Raw genomic sequence first — 22,361 nt, 5'->3', positions numbered from 1 at the left:
GCGCACTCAGACACGGGGAGGTCCCGCCGGCGCCGCGTCCCTCAGGGGTGCATGCGCGAACGCCGCGATCCCCTCGGCGGGCAGGATCTGCGCCCGGAATCCCAGCCGCTCCCGGGCCAGCCGGGGATCGGCGACGATGTGCCGGACGTCGCCGGGCCGGTACTCGCCGGTGACGACGGGTTCGGGGCCGCCGTACGAACGCGCGAGCGTCGCGGCCACCTCGCCGATCGTGATCGGTTGTCCCGAACACACATTGAACGCCGAGAATCCCGGCAACGCCGCCTCGATCGCGACCACGTTCGCCGCCGCGACGTCGTGCACGTGCACGAAATCCCTTGTCTGCCTGCCGTCCTCGAACACGCGCGGTGGTTCGCCGTTCTCGAGGGCGGAGCGGAACATCGCGGCCACCCCGGAGTACGGGGTGTTGCGCGGCATACGGTCGCCGTACACGTTGTGGTAGCGCAGCGCCGTCACGGAACCGCCGGTGGCCAGTGCCCAGGCGAGGGCGTAGTGCTCCTGGGCCACCTTGGCCGCGGCGTAGAGACTCCGCGGCCGCAGCGGCGAATTCTCCTCCACGAGTGCCCACTCCAGGGGCTCACCCGCGCCGGGGTCCGTCTCGTCGAAGATCCCCGCCTCGAGGTCCTCGGCCCGCCGGGGTGCCGGCTCCACGGACTCGCCCCGCCCGTTGCGATACCGGCCCGCCCCGTAGACGACCATCGACGACGCGAGTATCAGCCGCCGGCAACCCGACTCGTGCATCGCGGCGAGCAGCGTTGCCGTGCCGAGATCGTTGTGACTGGCATAGGCAGGGGCGTCGCTCACATCCACGCCGGCGCCGACGACGGCAGCCTGATGGCACACCACGTCCACACCCCTCAGCAGTTCGGTCAGGACGGGCAGGTCGCGCACGTCCGCGCGCTGCACACCCTCTGGGGGTTCGGGGCCGGCGCCGTGCGCGGACGGAAGCAGTGCGTCGACGGCGACGACGTCGTGACCGGCCTCGGTCAGTGCGGTGCGGACGTGACCGCCGATGAATCCGGCTGCGCCCGTGAGCAGTACGCGATTTCCCGTCATGGCAACTCGATCGGCAGGGTCACACCCTCATGGACCCGGCAGGCGTCGCAGGGTCCGTCGGGGGCGGCGGCGATCGCGGACCGGACCAACGTCTTCAGTGAACCGAGGTTGCGTTGGAACTCGGCGAACACGTCCACGGCACGCACCCCGTCGCCGGCCTCGATTCCTGCATCGAGGTCGGTGACCAAAGCGATGGTGGCGTAGCACATCTCGAGTTCTCGGGCGAGCACCGCCTCGGGATGACCCGTCATGTTGACGAGGGTCCAGCCCTGCCGGGCGAACCACAGGCTCTCGGCCCGGGTCGAGAACCGTGGTCCCTCGACCACCACCAGCACACCGCCCTCGACGGTGCCCGGCCGGGCGGCGGCCTTGCGCAGGTCGGCGCAGTACGGGTCGGCGAACTGGACGTGCACGCCGCCGCCGTCGAAGTACGTCTGCGCGCGGCCGCTGGTGCGGTCGACCAACTGGTCCGGCACGACCATCGTGCCCGGTCCCAGGTCCGGGGTGAGGCTGCCGGCGGCGCAGGGTGCGAACACCCGCTGCACGCCCAGCGTGCGCAGCGCCCACAGGTTCGCGCGGTACGGGATGGTGTGGGGAGCGAATTCGTGCCGGGCGCCGTGGCGGGGGAGGAACGCCACCGTCCTGCCGTCCACGTCGCCGACCGTGATCGGGGCGCTGGGGCCGCCGTACGGAGTGTCGATCGTGACTTCCGCGGCTCCCTCGTCGAAGAACGAGTAGAAGCCGCTTCCCCCGATCACGGCGACGTCCGCGCGGACCGGGTCGGGTGAACTCGTTGCGGTCATACGCTCCATCCTCCGTCGTTATGCTGGGCGCGAGTGCGACTTTCGTCGAAGGAGATGACGTCATCGGATCCCCACAGCGCACCGGCGAGCGGAATTTCCTCTACCGCGACTTCGCCGGCGCCGGGCTCGCCCTGGTCCTCGTGGTGGTTGCGTTCGTCGTCCCGCATCTGGGAAACGAGACGATCACCCCCATCGTCAACCGGACGGCGGAGAGTGTGCGGGATTTCGCGGACGCCGCGCCGCTGTTCGGGTTCCGCGACGTCCACTTCGGGTGGGGCAGCCCGGTCGCCGTCGTCTTCGCGGCGGCGGTCGTCGTATGGGGCCCCGGGCTGGCGCAGACGCTGTCGTGGCGGCGCCTCACGGTCGGGGTGTGGCTCGGGTCCGCCCTGTGGGCGATGGCGCTCGCCCTGGTCGACGGCTGGCGGCGCGGGTTCGTCGACCGCCTGACCTCCACCGACGAGTACCTGCACGAGGTCCCCGGTGTCACGGACATCCCGGCGACGCTGCGGGGCTTCGCCGACCGGATCCTGGACCTGCAGCCCGATTCGTGGACCACCCACGTATCGGGGCACCCGCCCGGCGCATTGCTGACCTTCGTCTGGCTCGACCGGATCGGACTCGGCGGCGGCGCGTGGGCGTCCGCGCTGTGCGTCGCGGTCGGGTCGAGTGCCGGCGCCGCCGTGATCGTCGCCGTCCGGGCGCTCGGTGACGAGGCGACGGCCCGCCGCGCGGCCCCGTTCCTCGTGCTCGCACCCTCCGCGATCTGGGTGGCGGTGTCGGCGGACGCGCTGTTCGCCGGCGTGGTGGCGTGGGGGATCGCCCTGCTGGCGCTGTCGGCGACCCGCGCTGTCCCGGTCCCCCCGCTCGTCGCCGTGGCCGCAGGGGTGCTGCTCGGATTCGGCGTCTACCTCAGCTATGGGCTCACACTGATGGCGATTCCCGCGGTCGCGGTCCTGGTGATCGCGCGCACGGCCCGGCCGCTGGCCGGCGCACTGGTCGGCGCGCTCGCGGTGGCCGCCGTGTTCACGCTGTGTGGATTCTGGTGGTTCGACGGCTACCAGTTGGTGCAGGAACGGTACTACCAGGGCATCGCGTCGGACCGCCCCTTCGCCTACTGGGGCTGGGCCAACTTCGCGTCGCTGATCTGCGCGGTCGGGTTGGCGGTGCCCGCCGCACTGCCCCGGACGTTCGCCTGGTCGCGGGTGCGGGCGCTGTCGCCGGTCCCCGTCCTGGTGCTCGCCGCGCTCCTCGCGGTGGTGATCGCCGACCTGAGCGCGCTGAGCAAGGCGGAGACCGAGCGGATCTGGTTGCCGTTCGAATGCTGGCTCCTCGCGGCCCCCGCACTCCTGCCGCGCGGAAGCCATCGGTTCTGGCTCGCGGTGCAGGCCGCCGGTGCGCTGGCCGTCAACCATCTGCTGTTCACCAACTGGTGACGGCCGGCGCATCCGGGATGCCGTTCGACGGCCTACGGTCACGTGGTCGCGATCGTGATGGTGGCGATCCCGACCAGCAGCCCCGGCGTGACGGCGTCGGTCTTGAACGTCTGGTTCAGCAGGCCGGCGGCGTCCGCCGAGATCTTGACCTCGGTGCCCTGCAGGATCGCCGTGTCGTTCGGTCCGGTCTGCAGCGGCTTCAGCGTGCGGCCGTTGAGATCGAACAGCACCGCGTCGGTTGCCGCGGGTGAACCGTTGACGCTCACGTCGCCGGTGAGGAGCGACGTGCCCGGATCGATCGCGAAATCGGTGAGTTCGACGACGGTGCCGGGCGCCGCCAGCGACAATCCGCTGCCGTCGTGCATGATCTCGCCCTGCACGTAGGGGTCGACCGTGCCGGGCTCCCAGTACTTCACGTTGCCGCCGGTGATCGGGAAGCTGACCGATCCGTCGGCGAGGGTTGCCGTGCCCACCACTCCGGGTGTGAGGCCGAGCGTCGTCAGCGCGCCGGTGAAGCCGGGATCGAGTGCGACGGCGGTACTCACCCCGGTCAGGTTGTCGACCTGGGCGACGGGTGCGGGCTGGGAGGATGCTGCTGCGCTCATATTCGAGGATGCACTCGAATCATTGCTCGAGCACGCCGCGAGCGGGGTCAGTGCCAGGGCACCGATGGCCGCTGCTGCGAGTGCTTTTCGATAGTTCGACATGATGATCAAACAACCTTTCCGGAGGAAGGGGTGGTGGGTGGATGTTCACTAGGTATTCGACGCGGCTTCCCCGGCGGATGGGAACTTCTCACGCCCATTCCATCCGCGCGAAGTGCCGATTCGCATGCTGCAGAACATCGATCACCCGCAGCCCGGCCACGCGCGCGACCTCGGACACGGCGGCCACGCCCACGCTCGCCCAGGCGAACCAGTCTCCGGCGAGATGCTCCGTCTCCCAGCGCAGGAGTTCGTGACGAACCCCCGCCGTGGTCGGCGGATCCACCTCGGCGATCACAATTCCGTGTGGTTGCAACAACTCTCGCGCGCGGCGGAGCACGCGGACGGGTTCCCCGCCGATGCCGATGTTGCCGTCGGCGAGCAGCACGCGGTCCCAGTTCCCCGACCGAGGCAGCGGCGCGAAGATGTCCCGATGCAACGCGACGCCGCCGCGGCGGATCGTGAGTTGCACTGCCGTGACGGATGAATCGACACCCAGGGCGGTGACGCCGGCGGACACGAGCGCGGCGGTGAGCCGGCCTGGGCCGCACCCGAGATCGACGGTCGCACCGTGACACCCCGTGAGCATCACGCGGTCGGCGATCCGATCGGCGAGGGAAGCCGAGTCGCCGCCCATCCAGCGGTCGAGCGGCAGGGCGCGGCGCGTTCCCCGCGCATCCCGCACCCAGCACGGGAGCCCCGCCGACGCCCGCCGCAGCAGGAGGTCCGTGGACATCCCGCTCTTCCTCATGGCCGGCTCACCGCGTCGTCGTCCTTGCGGGACAGCGAAAGTCGGGCGGCGTAGGTAAGAGCGGAGAGCGCGAAGAACGCGGCACTGAGCAGCAGCCAGCGGTCGAGATACGGTTCCTGCGTCAACCCTGTCGCCGCAAGATATGCGTCGGCGCCCTGCTCGATGATCCCCGGCAGGAACAGCAGTAGCGTCAGCCCGGACGCGAGCGCCGGCACGCGAATGTAGTTCAGCGCCGGAACCGTCCGGGACCGTGGGCGTCTCCGTCCCCGGACCGCGTCCAGCCCCGACGTCAACGACCGGTCGGCGAGTGCGTACAGCGGGAACAGCACGAGGTCGTGGGCGATCACCGCACCGAGGAACCACACGGCGATCGATTTCCACCACACGTCCGGATTCCACAGATTCGGCAGACCCACCACCGAGACCGCGTACCCGGCGAGTGCGAACGTGAACAGCACGGCCAGCAGATGCAGCGGGTCGGCTCCGTAGACGCGGGCGAATCGGCGCATTTCACGCCTCCCGGAATTCGATGGACTGCACCCATTTGGTGTTGTGGACGCCGGGCAGGGCGGGAACGATGATCCGGGCGGGATAGCCGTGGTCCAGGGACAGTTCCGCGCCGTTCACCGCGAGGGCGAGCAGGGCGTCGGCGTCGCGTACCTGATCGGACGTGAGGACCGCCTGGTTGAACGCGCCGGACCGCTCCAGCGACGTCACCTTCGCCGAGCCGAACGCCGTCACCCCCGCGACGTCCGCGAGATCACGCAGTCGCACGCCCGTCCACGTCTCGACGGTGGACCACCCCTCGACGCACGCGATCGGGAGGGACGCGGTGTGCGACGGCATCGCGCGCAGCTCATTTCGGCTCAGCTGCACCGGTTCCGCGCCACCCTCAACCGACAGTCGCCAGGCGTCGTCCGTCTGCTCCGGGGTGATCTGCGCGGCCGCGGCCGTCCGGTTGATCTGAAAGTCGTTGGGGCCGTCGCCGTACGAGCGACCGCGCGGCAGGAGTAGTGCGGCGCTCCGCAGGAACCCGCCGGTGGTCTGCCCGACCGACAGGACCGCGACCAGTGCGGCGCCGCCACCGACCAGGGCGAGGGCACCCCGCCTGCTGATCGTGGCCGGGGTGGGGTCCTCGGCCACGAGGCCGTTCTCGTCCGCCGGTTCGGGCCGCGTGTCGGCGCGGGACGTGCGCAGCACTTCCCGGAACGAGCGGGACCGCAGCGACCGCACCATGGGCGGCACCTTCAGGATCGTGTGCGTCACGAACCCGGCGATGAAGACCCACGCGCCCCAGTAGTGCGCCGTGTAGAAGTCGAAACCGAAGATGTAGTCGTACTGGATGTTCAGGACGCCGGTGATGATCTCGAACAGCGCACCGCCGACAAGGGCGATCAGCGACAGTCGTTCGAGTGCCTGCGCCGGCGAGCGGACCGGCGGAAACACGAAGAGTTTCGGGATCACCGACCACAGCTTGGCGAGCACGATCGGCACCAGGATCAGTCCGAGCCCGACGTGCAGACCCTGCGTGAGCCGGTACAGCCACGACGGCCGGGTGGGCCACGCGAAGTACGGGAGGTGCAGCCAGCCGACGTCGCCGGGGCGGGCCTGCCCGAACTGGGGCCCGTACGCGATGTACGACAGCAGTCCCGTGACGATGACGACGGGTAGCCCGATCAGCAGTACGAGTCCGAATACCGAGGTCAGCCATGGTCCGCGCAGTGGACTGCGGAGCCGTGGGCCGCGCGAGTGGTCGGTCATCGTGATCTATCCCTCCGGCTCGATCGTCTCGAGCCTCAGAGGTGATTCGGTACCGCCGCCGTGCAGGACGGGTGTGCCCTTCGGGCCCGTGAGTACTTGTTAACCGCCGGACGTTGACAAGTACTCACGGGTGGCCGTGCCGGATCTCGTCCCGGGGCTGGTCGTACCGAACCATCTCGTATCCGATCATCGTGAGCAGGACCGCGGTCAGCACGCCGAGGGTGGCGAGGGCGGGGATGTGCCAGACGACGGGGAGCAGCGCGATCAACACGACCGCCGTCACGACGCGCGGCACGGTCACCGACCTCGTCGCGTACGCCTTGAAGGCGACGAGCGCGAGGAGGTACAGCGCCGCGCCACCGAACAGTGCCACCAGCGGCCAGCCGTACAGCGGATCCACCAGCCGGTGATGGTTGCCGTCGCCGACGTACGACAGGATCTTCTTCAGGCCCAGCGACAGCATCACGATCCCGATCACCATCGGCAGGTGCATGAAGCTGTAGCAGTTGCGGGCGATCTTGATCTGACGCGCACCGGTCGCCTTCTCGAACGCGTGCTCCACCGCCAGGGACGTGACGTCGAAGTACGACCACCACAGCAGTCCCGACACCGCGAGCCCCAGCAGGGACGCCACGATGATCGCCCACGAGATCGGCAGGCTCGCGACGCCGATGCCGATCGACACGATCGACTCGCCCAGCGCGACGATGATGATGAGCCCGTGCCGCTCCGCGAAGTGGCTGACCGATCGCAACCGCCAGTCGGTCCCGCCGACCAGTGTCCCGAGGTAGTCACCGGCGAGGGCCAGGATCCACATGACGGTCTGCGCGGTGCCGGTGAGCTGCGACGCGAAGAGCAGGAACACGGTCCCGGTCAGCATGCTGGGCGCGAAGCGGAGCACCTGGCCGCGGAGCTGCGGGTCCTCGCGGCTGACCACCCAGAACATCACCAGGTGCAGGAGCCGGACGACGAAGTAGCCCAGGGCGAAGATGACGGGTCCGTCGAGTCCGCCCGCGAGGTCGTCGAAGGCCTCGGGGATGGTCAACGCGGTGACGAACATGGCGCCCATCGCACCGAACATCACGACCCGCACGATGCCTTCGTCGGCGCGCACGAGGTTGCAGAGCCACGCGTACCCCACCCAGCTCCACCACAGCACGGCCATCACGAGGGCGCCGCGCAGCAGATTGACGCCGGTGGGGTCCTCGGCCATCAGGTCGGTGACACGGGTGAGCGCGAAGACGAAGACGAGGTCGAAGAACAGCTCGAGCGGCGACACCGACGCTCGCTCTTCGACGAGGCGGGGGCGCAGACGATGGGCGAAGGTCACGGGAAGAATGCTGCCACCGGAGGGCGGTGCGGCAAAACCACCCGTGAGTACTTGTTAACCGCCGGTGGTTAACAAGTACTCACGGGTGCTCTACTTGACGCCGCCCGCGGTGAGGCCCGACACGATGCGGCGCTGCAGGAGCAGCACGATGATGACGAGCGGGATGGTCACGACCGTTCCCGCGGCCATCACGGACGTGAACGGTTCCTCGTGCGGTTTGCTTCCCGCGAATTGTGCGATGGCGACGGTGGCCGGCTGGGTGATGTCGTTGGACAGCTGGCTCGAGATCAGGTATTCGTTCCACGACGCGATGAAGGCGAGGATCGCGGTGGTGAACAGTCCCGGTGCGGCCAAGGGCAGCAGCACCATTCGAAACGCCTGCCGTCTGCTGGCCCCGTCGATCCGGGCCGCCTCCTCGAGTTCCCACGGCAGTTCCTTGAAGAACGCGGTGAGGGTGTAGATGGTGAGGGGTAGCACGAACGAGATGTTCGGGATGATCAGCGCCTGATACGTGCCGAACCAGCCCATCGACGTGAACAGCTGGAACAGCGGTGTCAGGACGGCGACACCCGGGAACATCGACGCGGCCAGGATGATCCCGAGGACCGCGTGTTTGCCCCGGAACTGCAACCGCGCCAGCGCGTACGCGGTGCCGACTCCCACGATCAGTCCGATCGCGGTGGTGACGGCGCCGATGATCGTGCTGTTGACGAGCGCCCGGGCGAAGTGGTTGCCGGCGTCCGTGGAGAACACGTTCGCGAAGTTGTCCAGCGTGATGTGGGTGGGCCACGGGGTGGTGTCGAACGTGTAGTCGGAGTCCCGGAAGGCGGTGACCACCATCCAGTAGACGGGGGCCAGACCCCAGACGACGATCACCGCGAGGCCCGCGTACGTGCGGATCGACGCGAGCGACGGTCCCCGCCGCCTGCGTGTCACCGTGGGCCGGGGAATTCCCGGCGTGACGACTGCTGTGGACATGGGTCAGGCCTTTCGCTGCTGCTCTTGGGTGTCGATCACGTTGACGCCCATCACCTTCACCAGGATGTAGGCGACAGCGAAGATGAACAGGAACGTGATCGTGGAGAGGGCGGACGCGCTGTTGAATCCCTGGCGCATCTGGTCGATCACGAGGATCGACAGTGTGGTGGTGGCGGTGCCGTCGCCGCCACCACCGCCGGTGAGGATCGCCGGGAGATCGTAGATCCGCAGGACGTCGAGGACGCGGAAGAGGACCGCCACCAGAATGGCCGGCTTGATGAGGGGCAACGTGATCGAACGGAACCGCTGCCACGCGCCGGCGCCGTCCATCCGCGCCGCCTCGTACACCTCGGCGGGCACCATCTGCAGTCCGGCGAGGATCAGCAACGCCACGAACGGAGTGGTCTTCCACGCGTCGGCGATCACGACGGCGAACCGGGCGGGCCACGTGTCACCCGTCCACAGGATCTCCGTGCCGAGCAGTTTGTTGGCGATGCCGTCGTAGGCGAAGACGAAGTACCACAGTTTCGCGGTGACGGCGGTCGGGATGGCCCACGCGACGAGGATGCTGGTCCGCAGCAGTGCCCGGCCGCGGAATGCCCGGTTCATGATGGTGGCGAACCAGAGTCCCAGCGCGACCTCGATGGCGACGGTGACCACGGTGAAGAACACGGTGACCCACATCGACTGCCAGAACAGTGATCCCAGTGTGCCGCCGGGGCAGGAGACGGACGCCCCGGTCGTGTCGGTGCACCGCTGGAACAGCCAGTGCGTGTAGTTCGACAGTCCCGCGAAGCCCTGGTCGGCGAATTTGCCGGTGGCGGGGTCGATGGTCGGGTCCTTGAACAGCGACATCACCATCGCACTGACCACCGGGTACAGGACGACGATGCCCAGCAGGATCATGGTCGGCAGAACCAGGAGCATCGCTGCCCTGCTGCGTCCCTTCCGGGGCCGTGGCGGCGTTTCGGACGAATCCGGTTGCGGGACAACCTCGGTCGTCGGTTCCGAGAGTTCGTGAACGGTCATCGGCTTGTCTCCTCTAGGACCCGGCCGCGGCGATCGCGGACTGGATGTCGGCGGCGGCCTGGTCCACCGTCTTCTCGCCCTTGATCGCGGCGTAAGCGTTGTTCTGCACGGCCCGGGTGACCGCGGGATAGAACGGGGTCACCGGCCGGGTCACGGCGTTCTCGATCGACGTCTTCAGCGTGGGGATGTACGGGTACTGCTCGATCAGTTCCGGGTCGTCGTAGACGTCGGCGCGGACGGGGGCGAGCGACCCCTGCGAGAGGAAGAACGCCTGAGACTTCCTCTCCAGGAAGAACTTCAGGAAGTCGGACGCGGTGGCCTTGTGCTCCGAGTACACGTTGATCGCCGCGCTGTGCCCGCCGAGTGTGGAGTGACCGGGCCCGTTCTTCCCGGGCAGCGGCGCCACCGCGAACTTGCCGGACACCGCGGAACTGCCCTGACCGTTCATCAGGCTGTACGCATAAGGCCAGTTGCGCATGAACAGCAGGTCGCCGCTCTGGAACGCCTGCCGGGCCTGCTCTTCCTGGAACGTGACGGACTCGCGGGGGATCGCACCCGAACGGTAGGCGTCGACGAGCGACTGCAGCCCCGCCTTGGCTTCCGCGGTGGTCATCGTCGGGGTCACGCCGTCCGGTGCGAGGATCGACCCGCCTGCCGTGTTGATGGCCTCCGACGCGTTGACGGTCAGGCCCTCGTACTTGGCGTACTGACCGGCGTAGCAGCCGATTCCGGCCTGCTGCGCCGTCCCGCACGCGCCGACCAGCTCGTCCCACGTGGCGGGCGGGTGGTCCAGCAGGTCGGTGCGGTAGTAGAGCAGGGCGCCGTCGCTGGTCTGCGGCGCCGCGTACAGGACGCCCCCGTACGTGGCCCCCGCGACGGTGGCGGGGAGCAGGCCGGACGTGTCGATCGCCATCGGGCCCTCGAGCGGTTGCAGCCATCCGCGGGCCGCGAATTCGGCGGTCCACACGACGTCGACGACGGCGACGTCGTAGCCGGGATCGCGGGACTGGAAATGCTGCACCAGGTCCTCGTGCTGCTGGTCGGCCTGGTCGGACTGCTCCTTGAACGTCACCTCCTCACCGGGATGGGTGGAGTTCCACTCGTCGATCAATGGCCGGACGACGTTGGAGTTGTCCTTGCCCTGCACGTAGGTGATGGGTCCGCGGCCGTCGAGGTTCTGCTTCTCCGCCTGCGCGGCGGCGTCGATGCCCTGATCGGCGCAGGACGTCGCCGCGAACAGGACGCCGACGGCCACCGCGGCGGCGGCGACGCGCTTCATCGTGATTCACCCGAGCCCGGTTCCGACAGCCACACCGCGGCGTCGGACGGGAGCAGTCCGCCGGTGATGCCGGCAATAGAACCGAGCACCACGGTCGAGCCTTCGGGGAGTGCGGCCGGTTCGGTGCCGGTGTTCACCCAGCACTGCACGCCGCCGCGGGCGAATGCGAGAACGCCCGCGGGAGTGTCGAGCCATTCGACGGGATGCGGGGTGTCGAAGAACTCGGGCCGCAGTTCCAGCGCCCGGCGGTACAGCGTGAGGAACGACTCGGGGTGGCCTGCCTGCGCTTCCGCGGTGTGCGAGGCCCAGTGCCCGGGCTGCGGAAGCCAGGTGTCCTCTTCCGCGTCGAACGGGGAGAAGCCGTACGGCACTGCGTCGTTCGACCACGGGATCGGCACCCGGCAGCCGTCGCGGCCGCAGTCGGTGAAGCCGGTCTGGAACCACGTCGGATCCTGACGGACGTCGTCGGGAAGGTCCTCGACCTCTTCCAGTCCGAGTTCCTCGCCCTGGTAGATGTACGCGGTGCCGGGCAACGCCAGCTGCAGCAGCGCGGCGGCGCGGGCACGGCGCCTGCCCAGGTCGTGGTTCGGCTCCTCGAGCGCCCAGCGGGCGCGCTCCCAATCGGTTTCCACGAGGTGGTCGGGCTGCGAGCGGGAGTAGCGGGTGACGGTGCGGGGCACGTCGTGGTTGGAGAGCACCCAGGTGGCGGGGGCGCCGACGGTGGCCGCCTGCTCGAGCGCGTCGTCGATCACGGCGCGAATGCTGTCCGAGCGCCACGGGGCGCGCAGGAAGTCGAACTGGAACGCGGTGTGGAGTTCGTCGGGGCGCAGGTACCGGGCCAGCCGGTCGTTGCCGGGAACCCAGGCCTCGGCGACGAAGACGCGGTCGTTGTAGGCGTTGGCGACGGCCCGCCAGCCCCGGTACACCTCGTGGACGGCATCCTGGTCCCAGGCGGGGTGGGGGTCGGTGTGCTGCGAACCGGGAAGGCGCTCACCGGCATCGGGCAGTGCGGGATCCTTGGCCAGGCCGTGGGCGACGTCGATCCGGAAGCCGTCGACGCCCTTGTCGAACCAGAACCGCAGGATGTCCTCGAACTCCGCACGGACCTCGGGGTGCTCCCAGTTCAGGTCGGGCTGGGCGGGGGCGAACAGGTGCAGGTACCACTCGCCGGTGTCGAGACGGCTCCACGCGGGACCGCCGAATGCGCTCTGCCAGTCGTTGGGCGGTTCGTCGCCCGCCGGGCCGCGGCCGGGCCGGAAGATGTAGCGCTCGCGTGCCCCGGGCTCGTCGCGGAGCGCGGCCTCGAACCAGCGGTGCTCGCTGGAGGTGTGGTTGGGCACGATGTCGAGGATCACGCGGATCCCCAGCTCGTGGGCCTCGGCGATGAACGCCTCACCTTCGGCGAGCGTGCCGTACGACGGCTCGATGTCGCGGAAGTCGGCGACGTCGTAGCCGGCGTCGGCCATCGGCGACGGGTACCAGGGGTTGATCCACACGGCGTCGACGCCGAGGTCGGCGAGGTAGGGCAGCTTGGATCGCAACCCGGTGAGGTCGCCGATGCCGTCGCCGTTCCCGTCGGCGAAGCTGCGGATGTAGACCTGGTAGACGACGGCTGTCTTCCACCAGGCTTCGGGGTGCCGGCTCGCGACGGTGGTTGCGGTCGACTCCACGGACTGGGTCATCGAATCTCCTCGGTGCGGGGATGGGATGGGCGAATGTGATGCGTAAACGTTTGCGTAAAGAGCGTGAGGCACATCACAGGTTGCTGTCAACTCGAACAGGGTGATTTCTTTTCCGCACTACAACGGCTTGCGTTTCGTGAGGAATTTGCGCAAATATTTGCGTTGCTCGCTTACTGTGGGAACGTGATCCCCAAGCAGTCCGTGAACATGGCCGACGTCGCGCGCCGCACCGGCGTCTCGATCGCCACCGTCTCCCGTGCGCTGCGCGGCGAGAAGGGGGTCTCCGAAGCGACGCGACTGCGGATTCAGCGGGTCGCCGACGAGTTGGCGTACGTCATCTCGCCCGAGGCGTCGAAGCTGTCGGGCGGCGCGACGGGCCGGGTGGCCGTCGTCGTGCCGTGGATCGACGCCTGGTTCTACTCACGGGTTCTCGCCGGCATCGAACACGAACTCCGTGCCGCCGACCTGGACGTGATGCTGTACTGCCTCGAGGAGTCGTCCCAGCGCGAATCGTTCTTCGAACGACTTCCGTTGCGCCGCAAGGTCGATGCGGTCATCGCCGTGGCGTTTCCGCTGACCGGGCCGGAGCGGGCGCGGCTCGAGGAGATGGACGTGACCGTGGTGGTCATCGGCGCGCACGCCGGCGACTTCCCGTCCGTCCGGATCGACGACGAACTGGCCGCGCGCCAGGCCGTCGGGCACCTGATCAGGATCGGCCACACGCGGATCGGCATGATCCGCACCGTCGACCCGGAAGGGCAGTCCTGGGCGGGCGACATCGCCCGGGTCGCGGGTTTCCACGGTGCACTCGCCGACGCCGGACTCGACGACGACTGCATCGCGACCGTGCCCTGGGGCGTCGAGGGCGGCGAGCGCGGCATGGAACTGCTGCTCAGCCGGGCCGACGTGCCCACCGCGGTGTTCTGTCATTCCGACGAGGTCGCCGTCGGAGCGCTACGCACGCTGCGGCGAGCGGGGGTACCCGTCCCGGCCGGGATGTCGGTGATCGGCATCGACGATCACCCGACGGCGGAGCTGGCCGACCTGACCACGGTCCGGCAACCGGTGGGAGAGCAGGGAGCGGCGGCGGGCCGGGTGGTCGTGGACCTGCTGAGCGGGCGGGAACCGGCGGAACGGGCGGTCGTGCTCCCGACCCACCTGGTGGTCAGGGGCTCGACCGCCCGTCCCGCGGAACTCTGAGGTCAGCGCACCAGGCGCTCGCCCGCCGCGTCGGTGGCGAAGAGGTGCGCGTGTGCCTCGTCGACGCGGACGTGCACGACCTGGCCTTTCTCGGGTGGGTTGCGCCAGTCGACGCGCGCGACCAGGTTCTCGGTTCGTCCGTGGACGGTGGTGCGGCCGAACACGAATGCCTCGGAGCCGAGCTCCTCGACGACGTCGATCTCGAGTTTCAGTCCGCCGGAATCGGCGATCTCGACGTGCTCGGGACGGATCCCGAAGATCACCTCGCGGCCCGCCGCCGCGAGCGCGTCGCGGGGGACGGGCACCAGCTGGTCGCCGATCAGCACGCCGCCGTCGGTGACGGGCACGGTGAACAGATTCATCGACGGTGAACCCATGAACCCGGCGACGAACACGTTCGCGGGCCTGCGGTAGAGCTCGCGGGGGGAGGCGCACTGCTGCAGCACGCCGCCCTTGAGGACGGCGACACGGTCGCCCATCGTCATGGCCTCGACCTGATCGTGGGTGACGTAGACGGTGGTGGTGCCGAGGCGGCGCTGGAGCTGGGCGATCTGCGTGCGGGTCTGCACGCGCAGCTTCGCGTCGAGGTTCGACAGCGGCTCGTCCATCAGGAACACCTGCGGCTGCCGGACGATGGCGCGGCCCATGGCAACTCGCTGCCGCTGGCCGCCGGAGAGTGCCTTGGGTTTGCGGTCGAGGTAGGCGCCGAGGTCGAGCATGTCGGCGGCCTCCGCAACGCGGGTGCGGATCTCGGACTTGTCGGTGCCGGCGAGTTTGAGGGCGAAGCCCATGTTCTCGGCGACGGTCATGTGTGGGTAGAGCGCGTAGTTCTGGAAGACCATCGCGATGTCGCGGTCCTTGGGTTCGGCGTGCGTGACGTCGCGGCCGCCGATCAGGATCTGGCCGCCGTCGACGTCCTCCAGCCCGGCGAGCATCCGCAGCGACGTGGATTTGCCGCAGCCGGACGGGCCGACGAGGACGAGGAATTCGCCGTCCTCGATGTGCAGGTCGAGTTGATCGACGGCGGGGACGTCGGACCCGGGAAAGAGCCTGGTCGCGCGGTCGTACGTGATTGTTGCCATGAGAAATGAATCCCTCCACCGGCAGGAACGTGCCGGACGATCCGAGTGTCAGGGGCGCGCCGGCTTGTGCCGACGGGAGAGAACTATGGCGCAGATCACAGGGCTTGTCCACTCGGGCGTCCGGCGCCCCACTCCCACTTCGGACGAACGGGACGCTCGTTGCGTCAGATCGAACGAGCGTCCCGTTCGTCCGGTGGCGGGTGACCTCGCGCTGCGACCCGCGTCAGGGTGGCGCTGGTCAGGTACCCGACGGTGCCGACGATCAACAGCAGGCCCCAGACGGCGCGCGCGTCGAACTTCTGCTGGCTCTCGACGAGTAGTCGTCCGATGCCTTCGCCGGCGCCGAGGATGTCGACCAGAAGCGTGATGATCAACGCCATCGACGCTGCAACCCGCACACCGAGCATGATTCCGGGAGCGAGGGTGGGCAGTATGACCTTGCGCCATCGCTCACCGGTCGACAGGCCCAGGGTGCGCGACATGTCCAGGCGCACGGCGGGGACGGCGCGCATCGCTGTCGCGGTGTTCAGCAGGATCGGCCACGATACGACCAGGGCCACAACCGCGACACCACTCACGGGCGAAGTGCCGAGAATCAGTACTGCGACGGGGACGAACGCGGCGCCGGGTACGGCGGCCAGGAAGTCGACGGTCGGCGAGAGGGTGCGATCGATCCACGGTGACGCGCCGATCGCGATCCCCACTGCTGCGCCGATGAACGCCGCAAGTGCCAGTGCGACAACGAACGTCGTCAGCGTCTGTCCGATCGCAGGCAACAACACGCCCTCGTCGTACATGCGTGCGATCGCTCCGAACCATGTGCCCGGCGGCGGGAAGGACAACGAATCATCACTGGCGACGAGCTGCCACCCGATCAGCAGCGTGGCAAGCGGCACCAGTCCGCGGAGAGGCGTCGTCGCCGATGCGCCGACGTGGTCCGCAGCGTTGGTCGTCGCGCGTGCAGCGTGCGCGGGGCCGCTGGGAAGTCCGCTGCGAACGACCTCGCGCAGAGCGGTGTTCAGCAGGTAGCCGACAATGCCGGCTACGAGGGCGTACGCCCACATACGTGCGGGCGTCAGCGCGTTCAGCGACTCGATCAGGCCACCGCCGAGGCCTCGCGGAGAGCTGATCATCTCGGCCGCGATGGCGACCAGCAGCGCAACGACAGCCGCCACACGCGCGCCGACCAGCCACGCCGGCACCACAGCGGGAATGACGACCTTCCGAACTGTCGCCGCACGCGGTATGTGCAGCGTTCGCGCGACGTCGTACTGGCGCGGGTGCACCGCCGCCACGCCGGCGGCGGTGTGGATCAGGACCGGCCACAGCGCAGCGTAGACAGCGAGGATCAGTTCGGTGGTGACCGCGGGTCCGAAGGTCAGCACTGCGACCGGCACGAGCGCGACGGCCGGGATCGTGCGCAGCACGTCGATCGACGCCATCAAGTACGTCCGCAGTGTGGGAACGAGCCCGATGAGCAAACCCAGCGCGCCCCCGACCGTCAGCGTGATCGCGGCGGCAGCGAGTGCCACGCCCAGGGTGTGCGCGAGATCGTCGGCGAGTTCCCCCGTCCGAACCAGATCGGCGAGGGCATCGGCGACCTCGCGCGGCGCCGGCAGGTACTCGTAGTCGAGCACGTCGGCGGACACCAGCAGTTGCCACACGGCGATCGCGGTCAGCGGCACGATCAGCCCCACGACGCGCGGACGGCTAACCATCCTCGCCCCGCAGGGCCTGTCCGAGTAGATGCCGGACCTGCAGGTAGCGCGGCAGTTCCCGCGTCGTCAATTGATCTCGTGGCCAGGGCAATTCGGTCGGCACGGTGAGCGTGATGACGCCGGGAGTGTGGTTGAGCACGAGTACGCGGTCGCTGAGATAGATCGCCTCGTCGAGGTCATGAGTGATGAACACGATCGTGGCACCGGTCTGCTGCTGCACACGCAGGAGCACGTCCTGCAGCGACGCCTTGGTCAACGCGTCGAGCGCCCCGAACGGCTCGTCCATCAACAGCACCCTCGGTTCGAGCGCCAGGGCACGCGCGATCTGCACGCGTTGCGCCATGCCGCCCGACAGCTGCCACGGATAGTCCGAGCCGCGGTCCTGGAGACCGACCATGCGCAGCGCCTGCTCGACCCGGTGCCGTCGCTCGTCGCGGCCGACGTGCCGCTCGAGTCCGAGCGCGGTGTTGCGTGCCACGGTTCGCCAGGGAAGCAATGCGTTGCCGTAGTCCTGGAAGACCATCACCACCCCACTGGGCGGCCGGGTCACCGGCTGCCGGTCGAGGACGACGGCGCCGCAGGACGGGGACACCAGCCCGCCGAGGACTCTGAGCAGGGTGGTCTTGCCCGTGCCCGAGGGGCCGACGATTCCGACGATCTCTCCCGCAGTAACGGCGAAGGACACGTCGCGCAGAATCTGCCGTGGACCGTCGGTCGACGTCAGCCGAACCCCCACGCCGTCGACCTCGTAAGCGGTCAAGGGCCCCGCCACACCAGCGCGTCGACGTCCGGATCGCCCTGGATGGTGCCGACGGCCTTCGAGATCGTCACGTAGGGCCGTAGGTCGTTTGCCGTGATCTCGACGGTCCAGCCGGGCAGGGGTACGCGCTCGGCGACCTCGGGCGGCATCTTCAGCCACGTCTGCAGCAGGGTGCGCGCTTCGGCCTCATGCGTGTGGAGGTAGTCGATTGCCTCCTCGAGAGACGTGCGCCACGCCGTGATCGTGTCGGGGTGCTCGTCAGCGAACGTCGATGACGATGCGAACAATGCGGTCATTCCTGTGTCGATCGTCCCGCCGCTCGCGTCCCGGACGGCCTCCACCACGACATCTTCGTGGATCCTGAAGCCTCGCGCAGCCAGCTCTGCGCCGTAGGGGATGGACGCAACGACGGCATCGACCCGGCCCGCCTTCAACTGATCTCCCATCGCCGCGAAGGGCAGCTGAACGAACTTGACGTCGTCGCGGGCGACGCCGTTGTTCTGCAGCAGATAGACCAGCGAATCGGTGAGCACACCGGTCAGCGCCGGCACCCCGATCGTCTTGCCCTCGAGTTGCGCGATCGAGTCGATGGATTCGTCACGCGTGACCCAGACGGTGTTCGGCTCCGCCGCAGAGGATCGCTGCATCCGGGAGATGACCTGCGCATTGAGCCCGCGCTCGGCGCCGACCAGCACGAGTGTCGGCACGCTCATCACGATGTCGTACTGCCCCTGCTCCAGCCCGGCCAGGAACACGGAGGCGTCCTGGCCCTCGGTGCGTGTGATCCGCAGTCCGTTCCGCTCGAAGATCCCCCGGGTATCGGCGAGATGCACCGGCAGCACGTTGCCGGTGGGCAATATCGCCACCCGGACATCGGTGACGCTCGGCCTGTCCGGCGGAACGTCGTCCCTCTCCAGACCGCATCCTGCAACCAGTACGGCCGCAACGAGCAGTGCCGCGAATCGCCGCACGTGCCGGCGGAGCGATGGTCCCGGCGTCATCGTTCCTGCTCTCCGTGGCTGTCCCACCGCAGGCCGAGCACTTCCCCTCGATTGGGGACGGACGACGTGCGGCGCCCCCACACCGAGATCAACGGCAGCGACACGGGGTACGAACAGTCGCTCCGTTCCAGCACGGCAGCGTAGCGATCGAGCTCCGCGGCGGTCATCAGCCCGGCCTCGACGATCGCGCCACCGGTCTGGTCGATGTTCGCCCGTGCGAGCGCGACAACCGCCGCGGTGCGGAACGGCATGAAGTAGCCCTCCGCGCCGACGTCGACGAGCCCGGCGGCGCGGACGACGCGTGGCAACCGGAACCCGAAACCCGGGTCGCCGGCAGTGCGTCGCATCAGCTCGCGCAGTGCCTGACGCCATTTCCGTACGAACGCGGTATCCGGATCGTCCTGCGGATCGAGCTCCTCGATCAGCGAAGGAACCAGCTCCTCGACCAGCAGCCAGCCGCCGCATTCGAGGGCCGCCACCATCCTCGACAGCGCGGCCTCACGTTCGGGAACGAATGCCAGAACTGCGCGGGCGTGGACGAGGTCGAAACTGTCCTGCGGCAGCGGGTCCACCCCGATGTCGTGGCGGCGCAGCTCCAGGTTCGCGGGAGTCGGTCGAGGAATCCGATCTGTGTCGATGTCCGTGGCCAGAACATGGCCGGTAGCTCCGACCCGCTCACTCATGAACCGCGCAACCGAGCCACCGCCCGCGCCGACCTCGAGACAGCGCCATCCGGCACCGATCCCCAGCCGGTCGAGATGGCGGCGCGTCACCCCGTCGTACAACGTTTCCAGGCCGGCGAGGCGGGCACCCGCCTCGGGAGCGGAATTGTCGAACAGGTACCGCGATCGCGGCGCAATGTCATTCGCGCCACCTCGTGCACTCATATATGTGATGATCGTACGAATGGCTGGTTTGCGACAGGGGTGACACCCGAAGTGTCGGCCGAAATGTTTTCGCCCACACGCATCCTCCTCGACCGCGAGGACGACCTCGCCGCGCTCGATGACGTACTGCAACAGGCGGTCACGGGCACCGGCCGGGTATTGCTGATCGAGGGACCGCCCGGCATCGGTAAGACCGTGCTACTCGACGAACTCCGCCGGCGTGCTCGAACATTGCACATCGATGTACTGATCGCTCGTGCCGGCGAACTCGAGCGCGGCTTCGGATTCGGGGTTGTCCGTCAGTTGCTCGAAGCCCGGCTGACGGGGGCGGGCGGCGAGGAACGAACCCGGTTGCTGGCCGGAGCGGCGAGACTGGCCGAACCGGTGTTCTCCGCCATCACCGGCGTCGACGACGAGAGCGGCGACCTCGCATTCGCCACTCTGCACGGCCTGTACTGGCTCGTGGTCAACATGGCCGAGCAAAGACCGCTGATGCTCGCCGTCGACGACGTCCACTGGGCCGATGAGCCATCGCTGCGGTTCCTACTCCACCTCGCTCACCGGCTCCCCGGTCTGCCCGTCGTACTGACCCTCACGATGCGAACCGGTGTCGACAAACACCACGACACCCTGAGCTCGCTACTGCTCGAGACCCAGCCACCGATCCTTCGCCCCCAACCACTCAGCGAGGCAGCCGTCGCTACCCTGGTGAAAGCAGCCCTCGGCGCGGATACGGGCCCCGCATTGTGCCGCGCGTGCACAGAGGCCACCGGCGGCAATCCGTTCCTGCTCTCCGAACTCCTCGGAGACCTTCGACGCGACGCCTGCCCAGCCGAACGGATCGACCCGGCAACCGTGTCCCGGGTGGTGCCCGAGCGAGTCGCGGCGGCAGTGCTGTTACGCGTCAGCCGCCTCGCCCCGGCGGCACCGGCACTGGCCCGGTCGGTGTCCGTTCTGGGCGATGCGGCAGGGCTGGTCAACTGTGCCCGGCTGGCCAACGTGAAACCCGCACAGGCACGCACGCTGGCCGATGCGCTGACCGAACTCGCAGTACTCGAACCGGGCGAGCCTCTACGGTTCGTGCACCCGATCGTCCGGACGGTGATCTACGACGACATCGACGCCACTGAACGCAACCGCCTGCACGCCGGTGCCGCACGCCTGCTCACCGAGCAGTACGCCGACCCCCGCGGGATCGCCGTGCACCTACTCGCAAGCGACCCCAGCGGCGACCGCGAAACGGTCACAATGCTGCGGGACGCAGCCCGGCGCGCACTCACCAGCGGGGCACCCGACACCGCGGCTGCGCTTCTGCGACGCGCACTCGACGAGCCACCCCAGGAACGAGATCGACCCCAGATCCTCTTCGAACTCGGCACCGCCGAGCACGAAATCGGCGACCACGCCGCCCCGCGCCATCTCCGCGAAGCGGGCGAGACCGCACGCGACCCCGCCGCACGCGCTCGCGCAGTCATCGCACTCGCCTGGACGACGCACACCGACCCCGCCAACCAGCGCGAGCAAATCCCACTCTACGAGCACGTCGGCGCCGCCGTGCGCGACCACGACCGCGAGCTCGCACTTCAGCTCGAGGCTGCACGATTGGGCGCACTGCTGTTCAACCCGGACCTACCGATTCGATTCGAAGACGAGGCGCAACGCTTCCGCGACCTGCCCGCCCAGTCGGCCGCCGAGTGCCTCCTGCTGTCGTTCGTGGCCCGCAGCGCACTGACCGCCGGCCACGCCGTCGCCGAGGCCGGTGACCTCGCCGAGCGCTCAGCGTCACATCCCGCGTTGACGAGCCAGGGCGGGCACCCGCTGTGGCGAACGAACGTCACCTTCTGCCTCATCGCGGCGGCACGCTACGACATCGCCGAACAGCTCCTCTCCCGCGCGGTCCGCCATGCCGAACGCACCGGCTCACCTCAATGGATCGCCAGGGCGCTGTGGCTACGCGGGCTGACGCGGCACCGCCACGGCGACCTGCGCGGCGCCGAGGCGGACCTTCGCGCCGCAGTCGGCGCACAGGGACTGACGTATATCCACTTCCGCTACACCGTCGTCTTCCCCTTGATCGATGTGTTGACCGACCGCGGTCGAGTGGACGAGGCCGACGCATTACTCGTCGACAACGGCCTCGACGGCGCGCTGGTTACATCGCCGCTGTCGATCGGCTCGCACATCGTCCGAGGACGACTGCGCGCCGCCCAAGGCGACCTCACAACCGCACGCACCGATCTCGAAGAGGCACTGCGGGGCCTGAAGACCAACCGCGGACTGATCCCATGGGACCACGACGCCCGCATCGCGCTGGTGCCGGTTCTGCACGCCCTCGGCGACCACGACCGTGCCCAGGGCCTCGCCGACGAGGCCCTGGTCGCCGCGACCGCCGCACAATCCCAGCGCGCCATCGGAGGGGCCCTCCGCGTCCGCGGCCTCGTCCACGGAGGCAAGGACGGCCTGGACATGCTCCAACAGGCTGTCGACACTCTTGCCGCATCACCCGCCCAACTCTGGCGTGCCGAAGCACTGGTCGACCTCGGTTCCGCGCTGCGGCGGGACGGACAACGCACCACCGCGCGGACGGTGCTGCGTGAAGGAATGGAGCTAGCACACCGCTGCGCGGCCACGCCCCTGGCCGATCGGGCTACGGACGAGCTGCGAGCCACCGGCGCCCGGCCACGCCGACGGGCCGGCACCGGCGTCGATGCGCTGACAGCCAGCGAGCGCCGTGTCGCCGAGCTCGCAGCGACCGGCATCAGCAACAAGGAAATCGCCCAGGCCCTGTTCGTCACCCTCCGGACGGTTGAACTGCACCTCTCCAACTCCTACAGCAAGCTCGAGATCCACTCCCGTCAGGAACTTGCCCGGGCGCTCCAAAGCTGAGCT

Annotated in this window: 19 protein-coding genes; 3 read left to right on the top strand and 16 right to left on the bottom strand. The window is 68.8% G+C overall.

Annotation, left to right across the window (positions count from 1 at the left end; translation table 11 throughout):
* Positions 1 to 6 precede the first annotated feature (6 nt).
* Positions 7 to 1,074, bottom strand: coding sequence for an NAD(P)-dependent oxidoreductase (locus P3H15_RS11760; protein ID WP_276137387.1), 1,068 nt, complete (start codon positions 1,072 to 1,074; stop codon positions 7 to 9).
* Complete coding sequence (locus P3H15_RS11755) at positions 1,071 to 1,877, bottom strand: S-methyl-5'-thioadenosine phosphorylase (protein ID WP_276137386.1); 807 nt, start codon at positions 1,875 to 1,877, stop codon at positions 1,071 to 1,073. Before P3H15_RS11755 ends, P3H15_RS11760 begins: the two co-directional genes overlap by 4 nt.
* 20 nt (positions 1,878 to 1,897) lie before the next feature.
* Here P3H15_RS11755 and P3H15_RS11750 point away from each other — a divergent pair, with 20 nt between their 5' ends.
* Positions 1,898 to 3,310, top strand: a complete 1,413-nt coding sequence (locus P3H15_RS11750) for a hypothetical protein (RefSeq protein ID WP_276137385.1) — start codon at positions 1,898 to 1,900, stop codon at positions 3,308 to 3,310.
* A gap of 38 nt (positions 3,311 to 3,348) precedes the next feature.
* Here P3H15_RS11750 and P3H15_RS11745 read toward each other — a convergent pair whose 3' ends face one another.
* The 9 genes from P3H15_RS11745 to P3H15_RS11705 all read right to left on the bottom strand — a co-directional run bounded on the left by P3H15_RS11745 (position 3,349) and on the right by P3H15_RS11705 (position 12,824).
* Positions 3,349 to 4,017, bottom strand: coding sequence for a hypothetical protein (locus P3H15_RS11745; RefSeq protein ID WP_276137384.1), 669 nt, complete (start codon positions 4,015 to 4,017; stop codon positions 3,349 to 3,351).
* Positions 4,018 to 4,105: 88 nt separating this feature from the next.
* On the bottom strand, positions 4,106 to 4,750 hold the full coding sequence (locus P3H15_RS11740; protein WP_276137383.1) for a methyltransferase domain-containing protein: 645 nt from the start codon (positions 4,748 to 4,750) through the stop codon (positions 4,106 to 4,108).
* 11 nt (positions 4,751 to 4,761) lie between these two features.
* Positions 4,762 to 5,274, bottom strand: coding sequence for a hypothetical protein (locus P3H15_RS11735; protein ID WP_276137382.1), 513 nt, complete (start codon positions 5,272 to 5,274; stop codon positions 4,762 to 4,764).
* 1 nt (position 5,275) lies between these two features.
* The gene (locus P3H15_RS11730; protein WP_276137381.1) at positions 5,276 to 6,526 is read right to left on the bottom strand and encodes a molybdopterin-dependent oxidoreductase; all 1,251 of its coding nucleotides are present in this window, start codon (positions 6,524 to 6,526) and stop codon (positions 5,276 to 5,278) included.
* A 124-nt stretch (positions 6,527 to 6,650) separates the two neighbouring features.
* Complete coding sequence (locus P3H15_RS11725; RefSeq protein WP_276137380.1) at positions 6,651 to 7,856, bottom strand: low temperature requirement protein A; 1,206 nt, start codon at positions 7,854 to 7,856, stop codon at positions 6,651 to 6,653.
* Between the two features lie 90 nt (positions 7,857 to 7,946).
* Entirely contained in the window at positions 7,947 to 8,834 is an 888-nt protein-coding gene (locus P3H15_RS11720) for a carbohydrate ABC transporter permease (protein ID WP_276137379.1), read from the bottom strand.
* Between the two features lie 3 nt (positions 8,835 to 8,837).
* The gene (locus P3H15_RS11715) at positions 8,838 to 9,761 is read right to left on the bottom strand and encodes a carbohydrate ABC transporter permease (RefSeq protein ID WP_276137422.1); all 924 of its coding nucleotides are present in this window, start codon (positions 9,759 to 9,761) and stop codon (positions 8,838 to 8,840) included.
* Between the two features lie 115 nt (positions 9,762 to 9,876).
* Complete coding sequence (locus P3H15_RS11710) at positions 9,877 to 11,142, bottom strand: ABC transporter substrate-binding protein (protein WP_276137378.1); 1,266 nt, start codon at positions 11,140 to 11,142, stop codon at positions 9,877 to 9,879.
* Complete coding sequence (locus P3H15_RS11705; protein WP_276137377.1) at positions 11,139 to 12,824, bottom strand: glycoside hydrolase family 13 protein; 1,686 nt, start codon at positions 12,822 to 12,824, stop codon at positions 11,139 to 11,141. The genes P3H15_RS11710 and P3H15_RS11705 overlap by 4 nt, the downstream gene beginning before the upstream one ends.
* A 183-nt stretch (positions 12,825 to 13,007) precedes the next feature.
* On the opposite strand from P3H15_RS11705, the gene P3H15_RS11700 reads away from it, so the two are divergent.
* Positions 13,008 to 14,024, top strand: coding sequence for a LacI family DNA-binding transcriptional regulator (locus P3H15_RS11700; protein WP_276137376.1), 1,017 nt, complete (start codon positions 13,008 to 13,010; stop codon positions 14,022 to 14,024).
* A gap of 2 nt (positions 14,025 to 14,026) precedes the next feature.
* Here P3H15_RS11700 and P3H15_RS11695 read toward each other — a convergent pair whose 3' ends face one another.
* The 5 genes from P3H15_RS11695 to P3H15_RS11675 form a co-directional block, all read right to left on the bottom strand.
* A complete protein-coding gene (locus P3H15_RS11695) occupies positions 14,027 to 15,106 on the bottom strand; it encodes an ABC transporter ATP-binding protein (RefSeq protein WP_072938119.1) in 1,080 nt (359 codons plus the stop codon).
* A 164-nt stretch (positions 15,107 to 15,270) separates the two neighbouring features.
* A complete protein-coding gene (locus P3H15_RS11690) occupies positions 15,271 to 16,824 on the bottom strand; it encodes an ABC transporter permease (protein ID WP_276137375.1) in 1,554 nt (517 codons plus the stop codon).
* Positions 16,817 to 17,584 (bottom strand): ABC transporter ATP-binding protein, encoded by a 768-nt coding sequence (locus P3H15_RS11685; protein WP_276137374.1) that lies wholly within the window; start codon positions 17,582 to 17,584, stop codon positions 16,817 to 16,819. Before P3H15_RS11685 ends, P3H15_RS11690 begins: the two co-directional genes overlap by 8 nt.
* Positions 17,581 to 18,585, bottom strand: a complete 1,005-nt coding sequence (locus P3H15_RS11680; RefSeq protein ID WP_276137373.1) for an ABC transporter substrate-binding protein — start codon at positions 18,583 to 18,585, stop codon at positions 17,581 to 17,583. Before P3H15_RS11680 ends, P3H15_RS11685 begins: the two co-directional genes overlap by 4 nt.
* Complete coding sequence (locus P3H15_RS11675; protein ID WP_276137372.1) at positions 18,582 to 19,472, bottom strand: methyltransferase domain-containing protein; 891 nt, start codon at positions 19,470 to 19,472, stop codon at positions 18,582 to 18,584. The genes P3H15_RS11680 and P3H15_RS11675 overlap by 4 nt, the downstream gene beginning before the upstream one ends.
* Before the next feature lie 63 nt (positions 19,473 to 19,535).
* Here P3H15_RS11675 and P3H15_RS11670 point away from each other — a divergent pair, with 63 nt between their 5' ends.
* The gene (locus P3H15_RS11670; RefSeq protein ID WP_276137371.1) at positions 19,536 to 22,358 is read left to right on the top strand and encodes an AAA family ATPase; all 2,823 of its coding nucleotides are present in this window, start codon (positions 19,536 to 19,538) and stop codon (positions 22,356 to 22,358) included.
* The last annotated feature ends 3 nt before the right edge of the window (positions 22,359 to 22,361 follow it).

The sequence above is a fragment of the Rhodococcus sp. T2V genome (genome assembly GCF_029269925.1).
Lineage (GTDB): Bacteria > Actinomycetota > Actinomycetes > Mycobacteriales > Mycobacteriaceae > Rhodococcus_F > Rhodococcus_F koreensis.
This window is presented reverse-complemented; position numbering and strand designations above follow the sequence as displayed.